16 protein-coding genes are annotated in these 16,330 nt (G+C 68.9%); 7 read left to right on the plus strand and 9 right to left on the minus strand.

The features are described from left to right. Window positions 1-119 precede the first annotated feature (119 nt). Window positions 120-1,052 (plus strand): ATP-binding cassette domain-containing protein, encoded by a 933-nt coding sequence (locus DMH01_RS30395; protein WP_125680763.1) that lies wholly within the window; start codon window positions 120-122, stop codon window positions 1,050-1,052. After that, a complete protein-coding gene (locus DMH01_RS30400; protein WP_125680765.1) occupies window positions 1,049-1,792 on the plus strand; it encodes an ABC transporter permease in 744 nt (247 codons plus the stop codon). Before DMH01_RS30395 ends, DMH01_RS30400 begins: the two co-directional genes overlap by 4 nt. Here the strand turns inward: DMH01_RS30400 and DMH01_RS30405 are convergent. The 3 genes from DMH01_RS30405 to DMH01_RS30415 form a co-directional block, all read right to left on the minus strand. Next, window positions 1,776-4,901, minus strand: coding sequence for a BTAD domain-containing putative transcriptional regulator (locus DMH01_RS30405; protein WP_125680767.1), 3,126 nt, complete (start codon window positions 4,899-4,901; stop codon window positions 1,776-1,778). The genes DMH01_RS30400 and DMH01_RS30405 overlap by 17 nt on opposite strands. 32 nt (window positions 4,902-4,933) lie before the next feature. Continuing rightward, window positions 4,934-5,503 carry a YbhB/YbcL family Raf kinase inhibitor-like protein gene (locus DMH01_RS30410; protein ID WP_233621713.1) on the minus strand — a complete coding sequence of 190 codons (570 nt, stop codon included), beginning with the start codon at window positions 5,501-5,503 and terminating at the stop codon, window positions 4,934-4,936. Window positions 5,504-5,635: 132 nt separating this feature from the next. Next, the gene (locus DMH01_RS30415; RefSeq protein WP_125680769.1) at window positions 5,636-6,397 is read right to left on the minus strand and encodes an NBR1-Ig-like domain-containing protein; all 762 of its coding nucleotides are present in this window, start codon (window positions 6,395-6,397) and stop codon (window positions 5,636-5,638) included. A gap of 255 nt (window positions 6,398-6,652) precedes the next feature. On the opposite strand from DMH01_RS30415, the gene DMH01_RS30420 reads away from it, so the two are divergent. Continuing rightward, entirely contained in the window at window positions 6,653-7,471 is an 819-nt protein-coding gene (locus DMH01_RS30420; RefSeq protein WP_125680771.1) for a peptidoglycan-binding protein, read from the plus strand. A 58-nt stretch (window positions 7,472-7,529) separates the two neighbouring features. On the opposite strand, the gene DMH01_RS30425 is transcribed toward DMH01_RS30420, so the two are convergent. After that, entirely contained in the window at window positions 7,530-8,201 is a 672-nt protein-coding gene (locus DMH01_RS30425; protein ID WP_125680773.1) for a helix-turn-helix domain-containing protein, read from the minus strand. Between the two features lie 147 nt (window positions 8,202-8,348). Between DMH01_RS30425 and DMH01_RS30430 the strand changes: the two genes are divergently transcribed. After that, window positions 8,349-9,164 carry an oxidoreductase gene (locus tag DMH01_RS30430; RefSeq protein ID WP_125680775.1) on the plus strand — a complete coding sequence of 272 codons (816 nt, stop codon included), beginning with the start codon at window positions 8,349-8,351 and terminating at the stop codon, window positions 9,162-9,164. A 1-nt stretch (window position 9,165) separates the two neighbouring features. On the opposite strand, the gene DMH01_RS30435 is transcribed toward DMH01_RS30430, so the two are convergent. Both DMH01_RS30435 and DMH01_RS30440 read right to left on the minus strand, forming a co-directional pair. Next, complete coding sequence (locus DMH01_RS30435; protein ID WP_233621714.1) at window positions 9,166-9,405, minus strand: hypothetical protein; 240 nt, start codon at window positions 9,403-9,405, stop codon at window positions 9,166-9,168. 41 nt (window positions 9,406-9,446) lie between these two features. Continuing rightward, window positions 9,447-10,064, minus strand: coding sequence for a TetR/AcrR family transcriptional regulator (locus DMH01_RS30440; RefSeq protein WP_125680777.1), 618 nt, complete (start codon window positions 10,062-10,064; stop codon window positions 9,447-9,449). Window positions 10,065-10,131: 67 nt separating this feature from the next. Here DMH01_RS30440 and DMH01_RS30445 point away from each other — a divergent pair, with 67 nt between their 5' ends. From DMH01_RS30445 to DMH01_RS30455, 3 genes are all read left to right on the plus strand, one after another. Beyond that, entirely contained in the window at window positions 10,132-10,761 is a 630-nt protein-coding gene (locus DMH01_RS30445; protein WP_125680779.1) for an MSMEG_1061 family FMN-dependent PPOX-type flavoprotein, read from the plus strand. A gap of 13 nt (window positions 10,762-10,774) precedes the next feature. Beyond that, window positions 10,775-11,671 carry a PDR/VanB family oxidoreductase gene (locus DMH01_RS30450; protein WP_125680781.1) on the plus strand — a complete coding sequence of 299 codons (897 nt, stop codon included), beginning with the start codon at window positions 10,775-10,777 and terminating at the stop codon, window positions 11,669-11,671. 108 nt (window positions 11,672-11,779) lie between these two features. Beyond that, the gene (locus DMH01_RS30455) at window positions 11,780-12,076 is read left to right on the plus strand and encodes a DUF1540 domain-containing protein (protein WP_016331847.1); all 297 of its coding nucleotides are present in this window, start codon (window positions 11,780-11,782) and stop codon (window positions 12,074-12,076) included. Between the two features lie 120 nt (window positions 12,077-12,196). On the opposite strand, the gene DMH01_RS30460 is transcribed toward DMH01_RS30455, so the two are convergent. From DMH01_RS30460 to DMH01_RS30470, 3 genes are all read right to left on the minus strand, one after another. Next, window positions 12,197-12,886: a VCBS repeat-containing protein gene (locus DMH01_RS30460; RefSeq protein WP_125680783.1), complete on the minus strand. Its 690-nt coding sequence runs from the start codon at window positions 12,884-12,886 to the stop codon at window positions 12,197-12,199. A gap of 146 nt (window positions 12,887-13,032) precedes the next feature. Continuing rightward, on the minus strand, window positions 13,033-15,213 hold the full coding sequence (locus DMH01_RS30465; protein WP_125680785.1) for an RICIN domain-containing protein: 2,181 nt from the start codon (window positions 15,211-15,213) through the stop codon (window positions 13,033-13,035). Between the two features lie 157 nt (window positions 15,214-15,370). Continuing rightward, entirely contained in the window at window positions 15,371-16,252 is an 882-nt protein-coding gene (locus DMH01_RS30470; RefSeq protein ID WP_125680787.1) for an AraC family transcriptional regulator, read from the minus strand. Between the last annotated feature and the right edge of the window lie 78 nt (window positions 16,253-16,330).

The raw sequence follows: 16,330 nt of genomic DNA on the forward strand, positions 1-16,330 counted from the left end.
TGGTGGTTGTGACCACCACTGTCCCCGCGAGTCCTGACATCGGGCTGACACGGCGCTGACACCACCCGTGTCAGCGCCGTGGCGGGGGCGTGTCAGCGTGGCCGCCCAGAGTGGTGCCCATGACAGAAACAGCGATCGCGGTTTCGGGACTGCGAAAGACCTTCGGGGACAAGGTCGTGCTCGACGGCATCGACCTGGAAGTCCCCGCCGGCACCATTTTCTCCCTGCTCGGCCCGAACGGGGCGGGGAAGACCACGACGGTGAACCTGCTGACCACCCTGATGAAGGCCGACGGCGGGACGGCGAAGGTCGCCGGCCACGACCTCGTGACCGAGGCCAAGGCGGTGCGCGCGGCGATCGGCGTCACCGGCCAGTTCGCGGCGGTGGACGAACTGCTGACGGGCCAGGAGAACCTGCAGCTGATGGCGGACCTGAGCCGCGGGACCGCGGGCAAGCGGGTCGTCGCCGACCTGCTGGAACGCTTCGACCTGGTGGAATCGGCACGGAAACCGGCGTCGACCTACTCCGGCGGTATGCGCCGGAAACTGGATCTGGCGATGACGCTCGTCGGCGATCCGCGGATCATCTTCCTCGACGAGCCCACCACGGGGCTGGACCCGCGCAGCCGCCGCACGATGTGGTCGATCATCCGCGAACTGGTGGACGGCGGCGTCACCGTCTTCCTCACCACCCAGTACCTCGAAGAAGCAGACCAGCTCGCCGACCGGATCGCGGTCCTCGACCAGGGCCGCCTGGTCGCGCAGGGCACGCCCGGCGAACTCAAGCGCCGGATGCCCGGAACGCATGTCCGGCTGCGGTTCACCACCGTCGCCGAACTCGACGCGGCCGCGCGGATCTTCCCCGGCGCCACCCGCGACGACGAGGCGCTCGCCCTGCGGGTCCCCAGCGACGCCGGGACAAAATCCCTGCGCTCGCTGCTGGACCGGCTCGACGAGTACGCGGTCGCCGCCGAAGAGTTTTCCGTCCACACCCCCGATCTCGATGACGTTTTCCTCGCCCTGACGGGCCACAGCACGGAGGCAGTGAAATGAAATCCGCGTCCACGGTGATGTTGCGCCGTAATTTCAAGCACCTCGTCCGCAACCCGACCTCGGTGTTCAACGCGATCCTGATGCCGGTCGTGATGATGCTGATGTTCGTGTACGTGTTCGGAGACGCGTTCAGCGTCGGCGTCGATTACGTCGACTACGCGACGCCGGGATTGATGCTGCTGGCCGTCTGCTACGGGCTCGGCGCGACCGCGACCGCGGTGAACTCCGACATGACCAAGGGCATCATCAACCGGTTCAAGGTCATGGACGTCTCGCGCGGCGCGGTGCTGAACGGGCATGTCGTCGCCAGCGTGCTGACCAACCTGCTCGCCATCGCGGCGCTCACCGGGGTGGCCTTCCTGCTGGGCTTCTCCCCGGCGGCCGGTTTCCTCGACTGGCTCGGTGTGGTCGGGATCGTCGTCCTGCTCGGTTTCGCGGCGGCCTGGCTCACGGTCGCGCTGGGGCTGTCGGCGAAATCGCCGGAAACCGCGGGGATGGCCTCGGTGCCGCTGGTCATGCTGCCGTTCTTCAGCAGCGCGATCGTTCCCGCCGAGAAGATGGGTCCCGGGCTCCGGGAGTTCGCCGAGTACCAGCCCTTCACGCCGATCATCGAGACCCTGCGCGGGCTGCTCAACGGGGCACCGGCCGCCGGCGACGTGCTCCCCGCCCTCGGGTGGTGCGCCGGGATCGCGCTCGCCGGATACCTGTGGGCGTCCTCGACGTTCAAGAAGCGAGCGTGACCTCGGCCAGCCGCTTCCAGTCCGCTTCGGTGCCCTCTCGCGCCGCCTCCGCGAATTTCGCTTCGCCGAGGCGGCGCAGCACTGTCTCCTCGATCCGGGTCACGTCCGGACGGGACCGGTCCGGCAGCCCGCGCAGCTCGTCGGCCGCCCCGAGGAGCCGTGCGGCCTGCTCGGGATCGTCCTGACGCAGGGCCAGATCCGCGATCCCGACGAGCATGTGGGCGATCAGGGGCACGTGCCGCACCTCGGCGGCCGCGTGCCAGGCCGCCTGCCGGTGTTCACGGGACTTTTCGAGCTCCTCCGCGAAATAGCCGAGAAGGTCGTGGCTGATGGCGCGAACGTGGCCGAGGCCGGCTTCGTCGCCCATCACGGTCGTCGCGATGTCGAGCTGCCGCGCCGCCTCCTCGGTTTCCCCGCGCCAGTGGGCGAGTTCCGCGTTCGCGAGGGCGAGCATGCCCAGTGCGCCCGGCCACGTGACGCGTTCGGCGTACAGCTGCGCTTCGGCCACCGCGGCCGCGGTGGCCTCCTCGTCGCCCATCAGCCAGTACAGCTGCGCTTGCCGCGACCGCAGCCGGATGAGGTCCTCGACCGAGCCGACCTCGGTCACGACCGTGACCGCCTCTTCGTAGTACGCACAAGCCGTGGCGAAGTCGCCGCGAGTGGCGATCCGGTCCGCCAGTTCGGTCAGGGCGAACGAGATCCCGAACCGCTCGCCGATCGCCCGGAATTCCCTGAGCGCCTGCTCGAGATATTCGTCGGCCTCCCGGCCGGGATGGCCGAGCGTGATCCGCATCTTGCCGAGGTGCAGCCTGCCCAGCGCGCGGACCCAGTCGTTCTCGTCCTCCAGCACCGGTTCCCACGCGGACAGCGCTTCGTCCCCGGCCAGCATGCGTTCCAGCGGAACGACGAGCCCCAGCAACGGGTGCCGCGACTCGCTGTGCAAGCCGAGCCGGTACGACTCGTGGATCCACTTCGCCGCGGTGTGCTCGTCGGCGAAACCGGAACTCACGAACAACGAGACGAGTCCGTACACCACGGCCGAGACGTCGTCGGACACCTCGCCCGGCGTCCTGACGGCCGCGCTGACCAGCTCCATGCCCTCCGTGCGGTGCCCGCTGAGCCACCAGTACCAGCCGCAGGCCGCCGCCAGCCGCATCGCCTCCGGGCCCTCGCCCGCGGTGAGGGCGCCCCGCATCGCCGACGTGATGTTGTCGTGCTCGGCCTTGAGTTTGGCGAGCCATTCCAGCTGCTCGGCGCGGCGGAGCATCGGCTCCGCGGCCTCGGCGAGCTCGGTGAAATAGGCGAGATGCGCGTGGCGTGCCACCACCGTTTCGCCCGCCTCCGCGAGCCGTTGCGCGGCGTACTCCTTGATCGTGCCGAGCATCCGGTAGCGCGGCGCTTCGTCGCCCGCCGCGACCAGCAGCGACTTTTCGGTCAGCGTGGTGAGCAGTTCGAGGACCTCGTACTGCTCGACCGCCTCGCTGACGCAGACCCGCTCGGCCGCTTCGAGGCTCGCCCCGCCCGAGAACACCGAGAGCCTGCACAGGACCGTCCGTTCGGCGTCGGACAGCAGCTCCCAGCTCCAGTCGACCATGGCGCGCAACGTCCGGTGCCGGGGCAGCGCGGTCCGGCTGCCGCCGGTCAGCAGGCGGAACCGGTCGTCGAGCCGGTTCGCGAGCTGCTCGATGGACATGGTGCGCAGCCTGGCCGCGGCCAGTTCGATCGCCAGCGGCATCCCGTCCAGGATGCGGCACACGCGCGCCATGGTGGACAACGTCGCTTCGTCGGCCACGAAATCCTTGTGCACCGCGCTCGCTCGGTCCCGCAACAACCGCACGGCGGGGGAGGCTTCGATTTCGGCGGCGTCGGCGTGCCGGTCCGGCACGGTCAGCGGCACGACATGCCACAAGCTCTCGCCGGTGATGCCGAGCGGCTCCCGGCTCGTGGCCAGAATCCGGAGACGGCGGCATTCCCCGAGCACGCGATGGGCGAACGCCGCGGCCGCCTCGATCACGTGCTCGCAGTTGTCGAGGATCAGCAGGACTTCCCGGTCCCGGATCGCGGCGATGACCCGTTCGACGGGTTCCGCGTTCGACGAGTCGCCGAGCAGGGCGTCCCGGAGCCTGAGCGCGGCGAGAGTCGCTTGCGCGACATCGCTTTCCGGGCCGATGGCCGCGAGTTCCACCAGCCACGCGCCGTCCGGCAGGTCGTTGAGCAAGGTGCGTGCGGTTTCCGTGGCCAGCCTGGTCTTTCCCGAGCCGCCGGGACCGATCAGGGTGGTGAGCCGGTGCCCGGCGACGAGGTCGCGGACCTTGGCGACGTCGGCGTCCTTGCCGACGAAGCTGGTCAGCTCGGCGCGCACGTTCGTCTTGCGGTTCTCTTCACGCCGTCCGAGCTCGCCCCGCAGCAGCGCGACGTGCACCGCGGACAGCTCCGGCGACGGATCGACGCCGAGCGCGTCGGCCAGGGCTTCCCGCGTGCGTTGGTACACGAGCAGCGCTTCGGTGTCGCGGCCCGTCGCCGCGAGGGCCCGCATCAGAGCGGCGACCAGGCGCTCACGCAGCGGATGCGCGGCCACCAGATCGGTCAGTTCGGTGACCAGCGTCGCGCCGTGGCCGAGGTCGAGCTCCGCGTCGAACCGATCCTCCAACGCCGTCAGGTGAAGCCCTTCGAGCCGGGTGACCGCGGCGTCGAAGGCGCCACTGTCCTGAAGGCCGACGTCCTGCATGGCCGCGCCGCGCCACAGGGCGAGGGCCTCACGCAGCCGCTTCGGCTCCTCGTCGCCGCGGGCCTGGCCGACGAGACGCTCGAACCGCACGGCGTCGACGGCGTCGGGCGAGACCTTCAGCCGGTAGCCGTCCGTCTGTCCCTCGACGACCCCTTCCGGCAGTACCTTCCGCAGCCGGGAAACTAAGCGCTGCAAGGCGTTCGTCGCGTCGGCGGGCGGCTGTTCGCCCCAGATCCAGTCGACGAGCGTCGCCTTCGGGACCACCCTGCCCGGTTCGAGCGCGAGCGCGATCAACAGCCCGCGCAATCGGGCGCCAGGCACGTCGGCGAAGCCACCGTCGTCCGTGCGCACCTCGAAGGGCCCCAGCATCCCGATCTGCATTGGGCCGATTTTGCCACGGGTGACCAGGGGACTTACGACTCGCCGGTGATCCTCGCCGAGCCGATCGACGCCGCGGTGATCGCGTGCGCCGCGGCCCGGGTCGTCGAACCGGAGTTCAGGCCGGTGAGCGACGTCTGGTCGAGGGCGTGCACGACGAACTCGTAGGTGTTCACGGTCGAGGGCGAGCACGGGCCCTGGTAGCCGTAGAGGCTCGCGCTCCCGCGGTAGTAGACCTGCCTGGAGCCGGCCGGCACCGGTGGCCGGTAGACGTGCTGGACGTTCTGGGGGAGCGAGGCCGTGGCCACCGGGATGTCGTAGATGACCCAGTGGATCAGGGCGGCGTTGTCGAGGTCGCGCATGACGATCGCGTAGCTCTTCGCCCCGGCGGGAGCACCCGACCAGGCCAACGGCGGCGACTCGTTCTTCTTGGCCGGATCCTGCCCGCCGCCGCTGGTGCACTCGTGGACCTTGGGCATGAGGCCGCCGTCGGCGAACGCGGTACTGGAGAGGGTGAACGCGTTCTGGGCGGCCGACGCCGTCGGGGAAAGGCAGGCGGCGCAGAGGGCGACCAGGGCGCAGAACACGATTCTCGTTGCTCTCATCGGAGACTCCCGAGGACGTTTTGTGGTTCTCGTGCGCCCGATTCAGCGTAGGCACCGCGGAAAGGGGCGGCTAGCGCACTTTTCCGGTCTATCGAGGTGTTTTCGCCGGGTCCGAACCACGCGAGTTACGGCTCAGGCGCGGACGAGGACCGAGAAGTAGATCGGCCTGCTGGACGGGAAGAGTTCCCGGTCCTGTTCGTCGACCATCTTCCAGAACACCTTGCAATCCACCGGGGCGTTCGGCGGGGTGCTCACGGTGACCGTCACCTGCACGCGCCCTCGCGGCGGGGTGTCGTTGACCGGGATGCGGTCGGGGGTGCGGCAGGCGCCCGGCGCGACCGGGAGATCGGTGCGGCGCAGGTACCGCTTCCGCCATTCGACGGTGCCGGTGTTCTCGAGTTCCCACACCTTCACGAACTGGGTGCCGGGTTTGACCACGGTCTCGTCGGGGATCGTCACGTCGGCGACGAATCTGCTCGAGTCGCCGTGATGCGGCGGTGCGGGCGTGTCCTGCTCGCCCGGGAGCAGGATGACCACGACGGCGGCGATCGCGGCGACGAGCACGAGGGCGAGCGGCACCAGGAAGCTTTTGGATCGCCACCGCGGTGCGGGTTCCGGTTCGCGGTCGGCGGAGAGCACGAGCTGGACGCCCTGCCATCGGGCGTGCCATTCCTCTTCGTCACCGTCGCAGGCGCGGACGAACTCGCGGACCGTCTCCCACGGCTGCAACCGCGTGCCGGTGACGGTGAGATGCAGGGTCGCGTGGGACACCGCGCCGGACTTCGCCGCCATCTTCCGGAAGGACGGCTCCCCGGCCCGCGTCCGGAGCTTCCGCAGCCCGTCCATGAACGCTTCCAGCTCGGGTGCCCGTTCTCCTGTTCGCGGTTCCGGCACGCTCCCCCTCGCGATCGTGTCTGACGTGACAACGATTTTCGTCACTCTGCGCGGCCTGGTGACTATATCGCGAAGAGTGTCCGGATCGCCGCGCCGACCTGCGGAATCCACTGGGCCTTGGCGCTGTCAAACGCTGTCAACCTGCGGGTTTTGACGTCAGACGTTCCGTACAGGCGGTTCCGGCTGACACCGCTTCGGGGCCAGTGTCGGTCACAAGCTGCTCACGGGGAGCAGCCATCGAGTGAAGGAGCAGTCATGCGCAAGGTGGCAACCGCCGCGATATTCGCCGCACTGTCCGCGACCGCGCTGGGGATGACGGCGGGACAGCCCGCGGCGGCCGCGCCGTCGGTCAACATGGAGGCCGTGGTCAAGGCGGCCATGTGGGATCCGTACAAGTCCGACCAATCGATCACGCCGGGCTCCGGGGACAGCGTCAAGGCGGTCGAGCAGGCGCTGGCCGCGAAGAACCTGCTCGACAAGAAGCAGGTCGACGGTCACTTCGGCACGTCGACGGTCACCGCGTACCAGAAGTACCAGAAGTCGCTCGGGCACAGCGGCCTGGCCGCCAGCGGTCTGCCGGGCAAGGGCTCGCTGACCGAACTGGGCAAAGGCCGCTACACCGTGACCGCCCCGATCAGCGTCGGCTCGAAGACCAGCCTCGACGGCAAGACGGTCAACAAGCGCACCGCCGACATGATCGCGGCCGCTGAGAAGAAGGCCGGGGTCAAGTTCACCATCACCCAGGGCTCGTACAACGCCGGCGGTGTAGGTGCCTCGGGCGGTACGCACGACGGCGGCGGTGCCGTCGACATCTCGGTGAACAACATCTCGAACAAGACCGCCGCGGTGAAGGCGCTGCGCGAGGTCGGTTTCGCGGCGTGGCACCGCACTCCCAGCCAGGGCAACTGGGCGGAGCACATCCACGGGATCGCGATCAGCGACACCGACATGTCGCCGCAGGCGCAGGCTCAGGCCGGTGATTACTTCAAGGGCCTCAACGGCCTGGCGAGCCACGCCAAGGACGACGGCCCCAAGGTGAAGAAGGTGACCTGGGAGGAATTCAAGCGTGGGTGACCCCACGGCGGTCCGGACAGGGCGGGCGGCTTCGGCCGCTCGCCCTGTCGTGTGGTGATCACCGCGCCGTGCGCCGCCAGTGTTCCGCCGCTTCGCTCATGTCCTTGTGCAGATGCCGGAAGAACCGGCTGGTGGCGTCCAGCCGCGCCCCCGCCTGCCCGTCGATCAGCCCGGCGCCCCGCCGGGTGACCTCCGCCCATCGGGTCATCGCGTCGAGACTGGTGCGCCAGGCGCGGTAGCCGAAGTCGTCGTCGACGACGTACCGCTGCCGTCCGCCTTCGCGCTCGCGGGTGATCAGGCCGCGTTGTTCGAGCCAGCCCACGGCCTTGGACACCGACGCGGGGCTGACTTTCAGTCTGGCGACCAGTTCGGCGGCGGTACTGCCGCCGGTGTCCGCGGTGAACAGGCAGGCCAGGACCCGGGCCATCATCGACGGGACACCGGTCGCGGCCATCGTCTCGGCGAATTCGGTTTCGAAGTCCCGCACCGTCTCCGGGGTCCGCGCGGTGAGGGGCGGCGGGCCGGGTTTGCGACGGCGAGCCCGCCATCGCGTCGCCTGCTGCGCCTGGCCGGCCCGGTAGCCGTGGGCGCCGCCGTTGCGCGCGACTTCGCGGATCACCGTCGATTTGGGGCGGTCCATCCGGCGGGCGATTTCGGCGTACGTGAGGCCCGCCGACAGTCCCGAGGCGATCTGCCCGCGCTCGTCGTGGGTCAGGCGTCTTCCCGGCACTCGTCCTCCCGTCCCGATGCATTCAGCTCCAGGGTCATTGCATCGATTGTAGGGCCTTCACCTCGGTAAACAGATTCATGAAGTTGCCGGGGCTGGAAAAACGGGCCTAGTGTTCCGGGGGAAGCGAAAAGATCGGGAGGGTACGGAATGACGGCCAAGGTATGCCTGGTCACCGGCGCTTCGTCGGGGATCGGCCACGCCACCGCGCTGGAACTGGTGCGCGCGGGACACATCGTCTATGGCGCCGCGAGGCGCGTGCAGAAGATGGACGACCTTCGCGCGGCGGGCGGCCATCCGCTGAAGATGGACGCCAGGGACGACGACGATCTCCGCCGCGCGGTCGGCACCGTTCTCGATGAGCACCAACGGATCGACGTCCTGGTCAACAACGCCGGCACCGTTCTGCACGGTGCTGTCGAGGATGTGCCGCTCGACAGCGCGCGAGACCAGCTCGAAGTCAACCTGCTCGCGCCTGCCAGGCTCGTTCAGCTCGTTCTGCCCGCCATGCGGGCCCAACGGTCCGGCACGATCGTCAACGTTTCGTCGATCGGCGGCGAGATCGCCCTGCCTTTCGGAGCCTGGTACTACGCGTCGAAGCACGCGCTCGAAGCGTTCTCCGACACGCTCCGCATGGAGGTCTCGCCGTTCGGCATCGACGTCGTGATCATCCAGCCGGGCATCATCAAAACCGAGTTCGAGGACCAGACCGCCGCGCAGCTCCGCGAGAACTCCGGCCGCGGGGCGTATCGGGAAATGGCGGAGGCCATGGCGCGGCACGGTGAGACCGGGCTCAGCGACGGCTCCGACCCGTCCGTCGTCGTGGACGCCATCCGCCGTGCCATCGAGTCCGACAACCCGGAAACGCGTTACGCGGTCGGCCACCTCGCCGAGAAACTCCTGGAACTCAACAGGACCCTGCCGGACCGCGAGTTCGATCAGCTGGCCATGCGCGCGACGAAGTAGCTCACCCGCTCGGCTGCTTCTCGACCCTTCTGCGCCGGGCGCGGGCGACCCCGATCCACAACAGGACGGAGACGACGGCGCCCGGCACCGCCGTCAGGTACACCGGCCACGCGCGGAACCCCGAGAACCACAGCATCGTGGCCAGGCCGAGGGTGATCAGCGTCCAGATCAACGCGAGGGTGCCGCCCCGCCGCCGCCACCGGGCGGTGAGGCCGCTCAGTTTTCCCCGTACTCGGCTCACACCGCCGGATACCCGCTCATCGCCTGGTCAACCCCCGGAAATCACGCCCGGAGATAGCCGGTGATCATCGCCACGAGCTCGTTCTCGAGCCGGGTGACGTCGATGGAGCCGGGCGCGGCGATGAGCTGGTGCACCGTCAGTTCCACAGTGGACGCCACGAGCCTGGCCGCGGTGTCCTTGTCCCGCACGCGGGCTTCGGGATGGCCGTGGAGGAGTTCCCGCAGATCACCGATCATCTCCCATTCCAGCCGGGTGACGCGTTCCAGCAGTTCACCGGAGCGGGGTGCCTGCTCGATCATGACCTGCAGCAGCCGCGGATCGTCGAGATGGTTCTCGATCACCGTGCGCACGAACTCCCGGATGATGGTTTCGAGCGGTTCCGGCGACTTCTTGTACCGGCGCAGCTTTTCGGTGGCCCGGTCGCCGTCGAGGTGGCGGGTGAGCAGCTCGGCCAGGATCGCGTCCTTGTTCGGGTAGTACTGATACAGCGAGCCGATCGAGATCCGGGCCCGTTCGGCGATCCGGTTCGTCGTCCCCGCGGCGTACCCGTGCTCGGCGAAAACGTGAGCAGCCGCGGTGAGGATGCGCTGCCTGGTCAGCTCGGCCCGGACCTGGCGTGGCTGTTTACGTGGCTGAAGCCGTCGTTGCTCCGACGTCATGACACTCCCGGTGAAGCGGCGAGAAAGCGAGTAGCGAGCGGACTGAACAATTGCTCATAATTGTGCCATGACCAGCAGTGATACGCGTCCGCGCCGACTTTCGCCCGAGGAGGTCCGTGCCCGGCTGGGGGAGCCGGAGGCCATGATCAAGGCCAAGGTCCACGACCGGATCGACCGGCACGGCCATCGGTTCATCGCCCATGCCCCGTTCGCGGCGATGGCGACGGCGGACGCGACGGGCCTGCCCGATTGCTCACCGCGCGGCGACTACCCGGGCTTCGTCAAGGTGCTCGACGAGCGCACCCTGGCGATCCCCGACCGGCCGGGCAACAAGCTCGCCGACTCCTTCCGCAATCTCGCCGAGAACGACGGCATCGGCCTGATGTTCGTGGTCCCCGGCGTGCGGGAGGTGTTCCGGGTCAACGGCCGCGCCTATCCCACCGACGAGCCGGACGTCCTCGCCAGGATGCGCACCGAGGGCAAATCCGCGGAGCTGGCGATCATCGTCGACGTGGTGGAGACCTTATTCCACTGCGGCCGCGCGCTGATCCGGTCCCGGCTCTGGGATCCCGCGAGCCAGGCGCTGGCGGACGAACTGCCGTCCGTCGGCGAGGTCGCCGCCGAGCAGATGGGCCTCGACGTCGATCCGGCCGTGGTGGAGGCCATGCTCGAAACCGGCTACCGGCAGTTGTACTGAGGTGAACTTGTTGATGCAGAAGACCGTTCTCGACCGCGTGGAACCGGTCGCCGAAGACACCGTCTCGCTCGTCCTGCGCGGCGCCGAAGGCCCTTTGGCGCCTTGGGAACCGGGCGCGCACGTCGATCTCGCGTTGCCGAACTGGCTGACCCGGCAGTATTCGCTGTGCGGGGACCCGGCCGATCGCGGCGGCTACCGGGTCGCCGTCCGGTACGACCGGCTGAGCCGGGGCGGTTCGGAGTACGTCCACCTGTTCCTGCGAGAGGGCCGGACACTCGATGTTTCCCTGCCGCGCAACAACTTCCCGTTGCTTCCCGCGCCGGAACACCTGTTCATCGCCGGCGGTATCGGCATCACACCCCTGATGCCGATGCTGGCGGCGGCGGGACCTTCGGCCAAGTTGGTGTACGTAGGCAGGTCCGAAGCGACGATGCCGTTCGCCGCCGAGCTCAAGGCCGCGTACGGCGACAGGGTGCGCCTTCACGCCACCGCCGAGCACGGCAGACCCGACTTCACCGCGCTGGCCGCCGGGCTCGGCCCGGGCGCGCTGGTCTATTGCTGTGGTCCGGAGCCGATGCTCGCCGCGGCCGAAGCGGCGTTCCCCGCGAAGGGACTGCATATCGAGCGTTTCCGGCCGGTGGCCAAGGAATTCGCGCCCGCGGAGCCATTCGAGGTGCACTGCGTCCGATCGGGGCGGACGGTGCCGGTCGCCGCGGAAGACTCGCTGCTGGACGCCTTGAACCACGCGGGGTTCCGTATCCCGTCCGGGTGCCGTGAAGGGGTTTGCGGCAGTTGTGAGATCGGCGTCGTCGGCGGTGAACCGGAGCACCGCGACGACATCGGCGCGCCACCGGGACGGATGTACTGCTGTGTCTCCCGCGCGTCGTCACGTCTCGACCTCGACCTTTGATTCGGCTTCCTCGGACGTGAAGAAATTTCCCCGAATTGCCGCCGGAACGGGCCGGTGTAACCCTGGTCATACCGAACGACACCACCACCACGAAGTACAGGAGTCGTTATGACCACCACCGAAATGCCCGCTGTCCACGAATGCACGGTCAGCGGCTGTTCGTACAACCACGACGGCTGCCACGCTTTCGCCATCACGGTCGGTGGCGGCAACGGATCGGCCGATTGCGGAACGTTCGTCCCGCTCAACACCAAGGGTGGACTCGATCGAGTGACCGCACAGGTGGGAGCCTGCTCCCGGTCCGACTGCCGCCACAATTCGGCGTTGGAATGCACCGCATCGAGTGTCCGGGTGGGACCGGGCGAGGGTGACCACGCCGCCAATTGCCTGACCTACGCCCCGTAGCCGCACTTCACGCGGAGGGGTCAGGCTGAGGTCGGGTCTCGCGTCGCGAAAGCCACTTTCGGGGCATCAGACGTCCCGAAAGTGGCTTTCGCGACGTGACGCAACGCCGCGGAGCGGCGATCAGCTCCCGGCCTGGTCGCAGCTCGCGGCGTCGGTGCCGAGCACCGGGTCGGTCACCGGACGGTTCTTGATCGGGACGATCTTCTGGGTCGTCAGCGCGCCGTCGCGAAGCGTGTAGACGGTGCGGGTGCCCGAGTAGGTGAGCGGGTCGGCACCGACGTCGTCGGCTTCGGCGGCGACGGTTTCGAAGGTGCGGCCGCCGCCGTCGAGCGGGGTGCACTGGTAACCCAGATGGGCGGCGACACCGCCGCCCTCGGCGACCGACAGCGGCTTGCTGTCGTTGTCGACGACCTGGGCGAGATTGCGGCCGTCGTAATGCAAAGCCGTGAAGAACGTGGTGTTGGCGCCGACGGACTGGGTGACGATCAGTTCGGCGCGGCCGTCGCCGTTGAGGTCGGTGACGCGCGGGGCTTCGAGCGGGACCGAGCTGTCGGCGCCGAGGTGGATCGAGGTGAAGGTGCCGTGCACGGTGGCGGAGACGACCTGGTCGTTGTCGCCGGTGAGCTGGGCGGTGACGGTCTCGATCTCGCCGTCGCCGTCGAGGTCGGCCACGGTGCCGACGGGGTCGCCGGAAGGCGTGGCCGGCGGGCTGCTCAGCGGGCTCGCCAGCGCCGGGACGACGGCGGCCAGGCTCAGTGCGGCGGCGACGCCGGTGATGGTGGCGGTACGGACGATGCCGGTGTGCTTCATGGTGTGCTCCCTCCACGCTCGGTGAACTTTTCACCGAAAGTGCTCTCATAAGGGGAGACGGTCGCGGACCGGGGAGCGTGCAGTGAGAGTGCGATGTGCCACACGAACGCAACCCGGGTGGCCCGCCCGCGGACGGGCCACCTGAGTCAGCCGATCTTCCACAGTTGGAGCGCGGAGCCCGTGTCGGCCCGTTGGGTGACCGCGGCACCGTCCGAAGTGGACGCGGTCGTCAGCAGCAAACCGGAGCGGACGCTCGCGAGCTTGTAGCTGCCGTCAGGCTGTTTCGCCGCGGTCCAGCGTTGGTTGGGCCCGCCGGTGCACGTCCACTGGATGACGCGCGCGCCGGCCGTGGTGGAGCCGCCTTCGACGTCGGCGCACAGTTTCGAATGGGTGTTCGTCAGGGTGTAGGAACCGTCGGACTGCCGGGTGAACAGCCACTTCTGGTTCGCGCCCTGGTTCGGCGTCCAGGTGACCAGCGGGGTGCCGGCCGCCGTCGACGAGTCCGGGTCGTCGAGGTTCTTACCGGACGCGGCCAGGGTGTGGACCCCGCCGAGCGTGCCCGCGCCGGCATCGGTGAACTTCAGCGTCTGCTCGGCCGAGGTCCGGCCGCCGCCCACGGCGCTCCCGGTCGTGTCGGTCCACGATCGCGGCGGGGTGGTCTCCGCGAGGCGTGAGGTCTTGCCGGACAGGCCGAGCACGAGCCCGCTGTAGCGGTTCACCAGTCGGAAGCCTCCCTTGTCCACAGTGGACGGAATGACGAACCACTGCTGCCCGACCGTCGAGGACGACGTCACGGTGGGTTTCGCGCCCCACGCCCGGCCGGCCTGCACGGTGTCGACGCCGAGAAGCTGGCCGGTGGCGGCGTTGGCGATGCGGTACGAGCCGTCACCGTCGGGGGAGAACTGCCACGCCTCGCGGTCGGAGCCGGTCGTGCTCGCGACCGACGTCGTCGCGGTCCCGGTGCCCTGCGCGAGAACCCGGCCGTCGCCGAGGCCGATCCGGTACTTGCGTGCAGTGTCCACAGGGGACGGTGCGGGGGCGGACGACGTGATGGTCTGGGTGGTGTACTCGCCGCCCGCGTTGTTCGAGCAGGCGACCGCGCAGTACGAACGGAACTGTTTACCGATGATGGTCGAATTCGTCTTGTTCGCGGCGTCGACGAACCAGCGGTACCAGGACTGGTTGGTGTAGCTCCCGGTGTCGCCGATCAGCCGCCATTTCTGTGTCGTCAGATCGTCGGTCACGTAATAGCGCTGGGGGACCACGCTGTCCACGGCTTCCGGCGCGCCGATGTAGAGCCCGAGATGCGCGTTGTAGGCGATGTTCATGATGAACAGATCCGATTTGCGCGGCAGTTGCCCGGCGGCGATCTGCTGGCTGACGTTGCCGGTGTTGGCGGGGTCGTAGTCGTCCGCGACGGGCGTGTAGCCGGTGTCGCCCGAGGCGGAAACGGGGACCATGTTGCTCTCGCGGCCGCCGACGCCCGGCTGGGTCCAGCCGCCGTCGAACCACTTCTGCCACGAGCCGGACGCCATCTTGGCCGAGATCGGCGAGCGGGCGACGTGCGCCAGCCCGGTCATCGGGCCGCCCGCGCCCGCCTTCGGGACGATGCGCGAGCCGTAGTAGACGTAGAAGTACCCGGAGGCGGTGTCGACGAACAGGCGCGGGTCGCCGTCGCCGTAGTCGAACGTCTGATGCGGGAACGCCGCCGTGTCACCGCGTTTGGTGCTGTAGGGCGAGGTGATCGCGTGGTCCTTGATGGTCCACGTCTTCCCCTGGTCCTTCGACACGGCCATGTCGATCGCGTCGTAGTGGGAGAACGAGTACGCGCCGAACGGTTCGGGCGTGAACTCGTTGTGGATCAGGCCGTACCAGTCGCCGGTGTCCGGATCGACCCAGGTGCCGACGAGATCGCAGAAGTTGCGCTGCGAATAACCCGAGCCCGCCGGCGGGTCCGTGGATTCCTTGCCGGTGGGGCTGTTGTTGCAGCGCCAGGTCGTGTCGTCGTTGCGGTCGGCGGGGTTGGCCGGGTTCACCGCGGTGCTGATCGGGTGCTTGGTGAAGCTGTCGAAATCGCGTCCGCTGTAGAAGTCCCATTCGCGCGGCTGGTCCGCGCCGTAGAGCGCGGCCGCCTGCTGGAAGTAGAACGTGCCGTCCTTGTCGACATAGGTACTCGCCGGGGTGTCGGTGGTCGGGCTGAACGACTTCTTGGCGTCGACCGTGATGGTGTACGTCGCGTCCGGCGGCGCGGCGTCGGACGACGCCGGAACCACCGTGGTCGCCGCCACGGCCAAGGCCGCGGCGCCGAGAAGAGGCAGGGTCCGCATGACTCTCTCCCAAGGGTGACCCGCACCACAGTTGGCGGGGCGGGCGCCGATGTTATGAACGTTGTTGCGCGTAAGTCAACGAGTTCGCTCAACTTCAAGCGTTGTTCATGCAGTTATTGCGCGGAAAGTCCAAGCGGTGCGGTGCGGAAGTCCAAGCTCAGTCCGTCGGCACGAGCGGAGGGTCGTCGGGAGGGGGAACGCGCGAACTCCAGCCGCCGGGGACGGCCTGGACGCGCGATTCGCGGAAACGCGCGGGGGAGACGCCGACCCGGCGGGTGAAGAGCCTGCTGAAGTAGGCGGCGTCCTCGTAACCGATCGCCTGCGCCACCTCCTGCACCGGTATTCGCGTGGTGGCAAGGAGTTCCTTGGCTCGGTTGAGGCGGAGGGTCAGCAGGTGGTCCTTCAAACCGGTCTCGGTGCTCCGGCGCACGGCGGCGCGCAGTTCGGCCAGCGTCATGCCGCGGCGGGCCGCGATCTCCGCGACGCTGATCGGCAACAGGGCGTCCCGCGCCAGGGCCTCCAGCAGGGAGCCGTCACTCGGGGTGCTGTCGGCGGCGCGTCGCAAGGCCACCAGCAGGTGATGCACGGCGGCCGAGGCGTCGACCTGGGCCAGCGGGCTGCCGCCTCGCGCGCAGCGCACGATCCGGCTCACGATGTCGCGGACGACCTCGACGTCGCCCAGCGGTACCACCGGCGTCGCGGGCGTGACATAACCGAGTTCCACGTAGGCGTCCACGGCGCTGCCGTCGAAATCGACGAAGCACTCTTCCCAGCCGTGCGCGGGGTCGGGCGCGTAGTGATGCCCGACGCCGGGGACGAGCCACAGCAACGCGGGCGCGACGACCTCCTGGCGGTCGCCGCCCGCCACGGCGAACCAGCCGCGTCCCTTGGACACCACGACGGCGACGTAATGGTCGAGCACGCGCGGCCCCACGACGGGCAGGGTTCCGTGCTGCAGCCCGACACCGAGGCACACCAGGCCCAGCCGTCGATGCACGGCGGACGGTGTGAAGTACCGCATCCAGGTCCGGTAACCCATCCCCGCATCCTCGCGCAGGCACTCCGGGGCGGCTTCGCGGGGCCGGGAAAAGGATTTCGTGCGATTCACTTCTTGATC

It is taken from the genome of Amycolatopsis sp. WAC 04182 (assembly GCF_003947465.1).
Classification (GTDB): domain Bacteria; phylum Actinomycetota; class Actinomycetes; order Mycobacteriales; family Pseudonocardiaceae; genus Amycolatopsis.

Excerpts from the sequence above, each read along its gene's own strand:
- DMH01_RS30395 (WP_125680763.1), top strand. The coding sequence starts at position 120 with ATGACAGAAACAGCGATCGCGGTTTCGGGACTGCGAAAGACCTTCGGG.
- DMH01_RS30400 (WP_125680765.1), top strand. The coding sequence starts at position 1,049 with ATGAAATCCGCGTCCACGGTGATGTTGCGCCGTAATTTCAAGCACCTC.
- DMH01_RS30405 (WP_125680767.1), bottom strand. The coding sequence starts at position 4,901 with ATGCAGATCGGGATGCTGGGGCCCTTCGAGGTGCGCACGGACGACGGT.
- DMH01_RS30410 (WP_233621713.1), bottom strand. The coding sequence starts at position 5,503 with ATGAGAGCAACGAGAATCGTGTTCTGCGCCCTGGTCGCCCTCTGCGCC.
- DMH01_RS30420 (WP_125680771.1), top strand. The coding sequence starts at position 6,653 with ATGCGCAAGGTGGCAACCGCCGCGATATTCGCCGCACTGTCCGCGACC.
- DMH01_RS30430 (WP_125680775.1), top strand. The coding sequence starts at position 8,349 with ATGACGGCCAAGGTATGCCTGGTCACCGGCGCTTCGTCGGGGATCGGC.
- DMH01_RS30440 (WP_125680777.1), bottom strand. The coding sequence starts at position 10,064 with ATGACGTCGGAGCAACGACGGCTTCAGCCACGTAAACAGCCACGCCAG.
- DMH01_RS30445 (WP_125680779.1), top strand. The coding sequence starts at position 10,132 with ATGACCAGCAGTGATACGCGTCCGCGCCGACTTTCGCCCGAGGAGGTC.
- DMH01_RS30450 (WP_125680781.1), top strand. The coding sequence starts at position 10,775 with ATGCAGAAGACCGTTCTCGACCGCGTGGAACCGGTCGCCGAAGACACC.
- DMH01_RS30455 (WP_016331847.1), top strand. The coding sequence starts at position 11,780 with ATGACCACCACCGAAATGCCCGCTGTCCACGAATGCACGGTCAGCGGC.
- DMH01_RS30460 (WP_125680783.1), bottom strand. The coding sequence starts at position 12,886 with ATGAAGCACACCGGCATCGTCCGTACCGCCACCATCACCGGCGTCGCC.
- DMH01_RS30465 (WP_125680785.1), bottom strand. The coding sequence starts at position 15,213 with ATGCGGACCCTGCCTCTTCTCGGCGCCGCGGCCTTGGCCGTGGCGGCG.
- DMH01_RS30470 (WP_125680787.1), bottom strand. The coding sequence starts at position 16,252 with ATGGGTTACCGGACCTGGATGCGGTACTTCACACCGTCCGCCGTGCAT.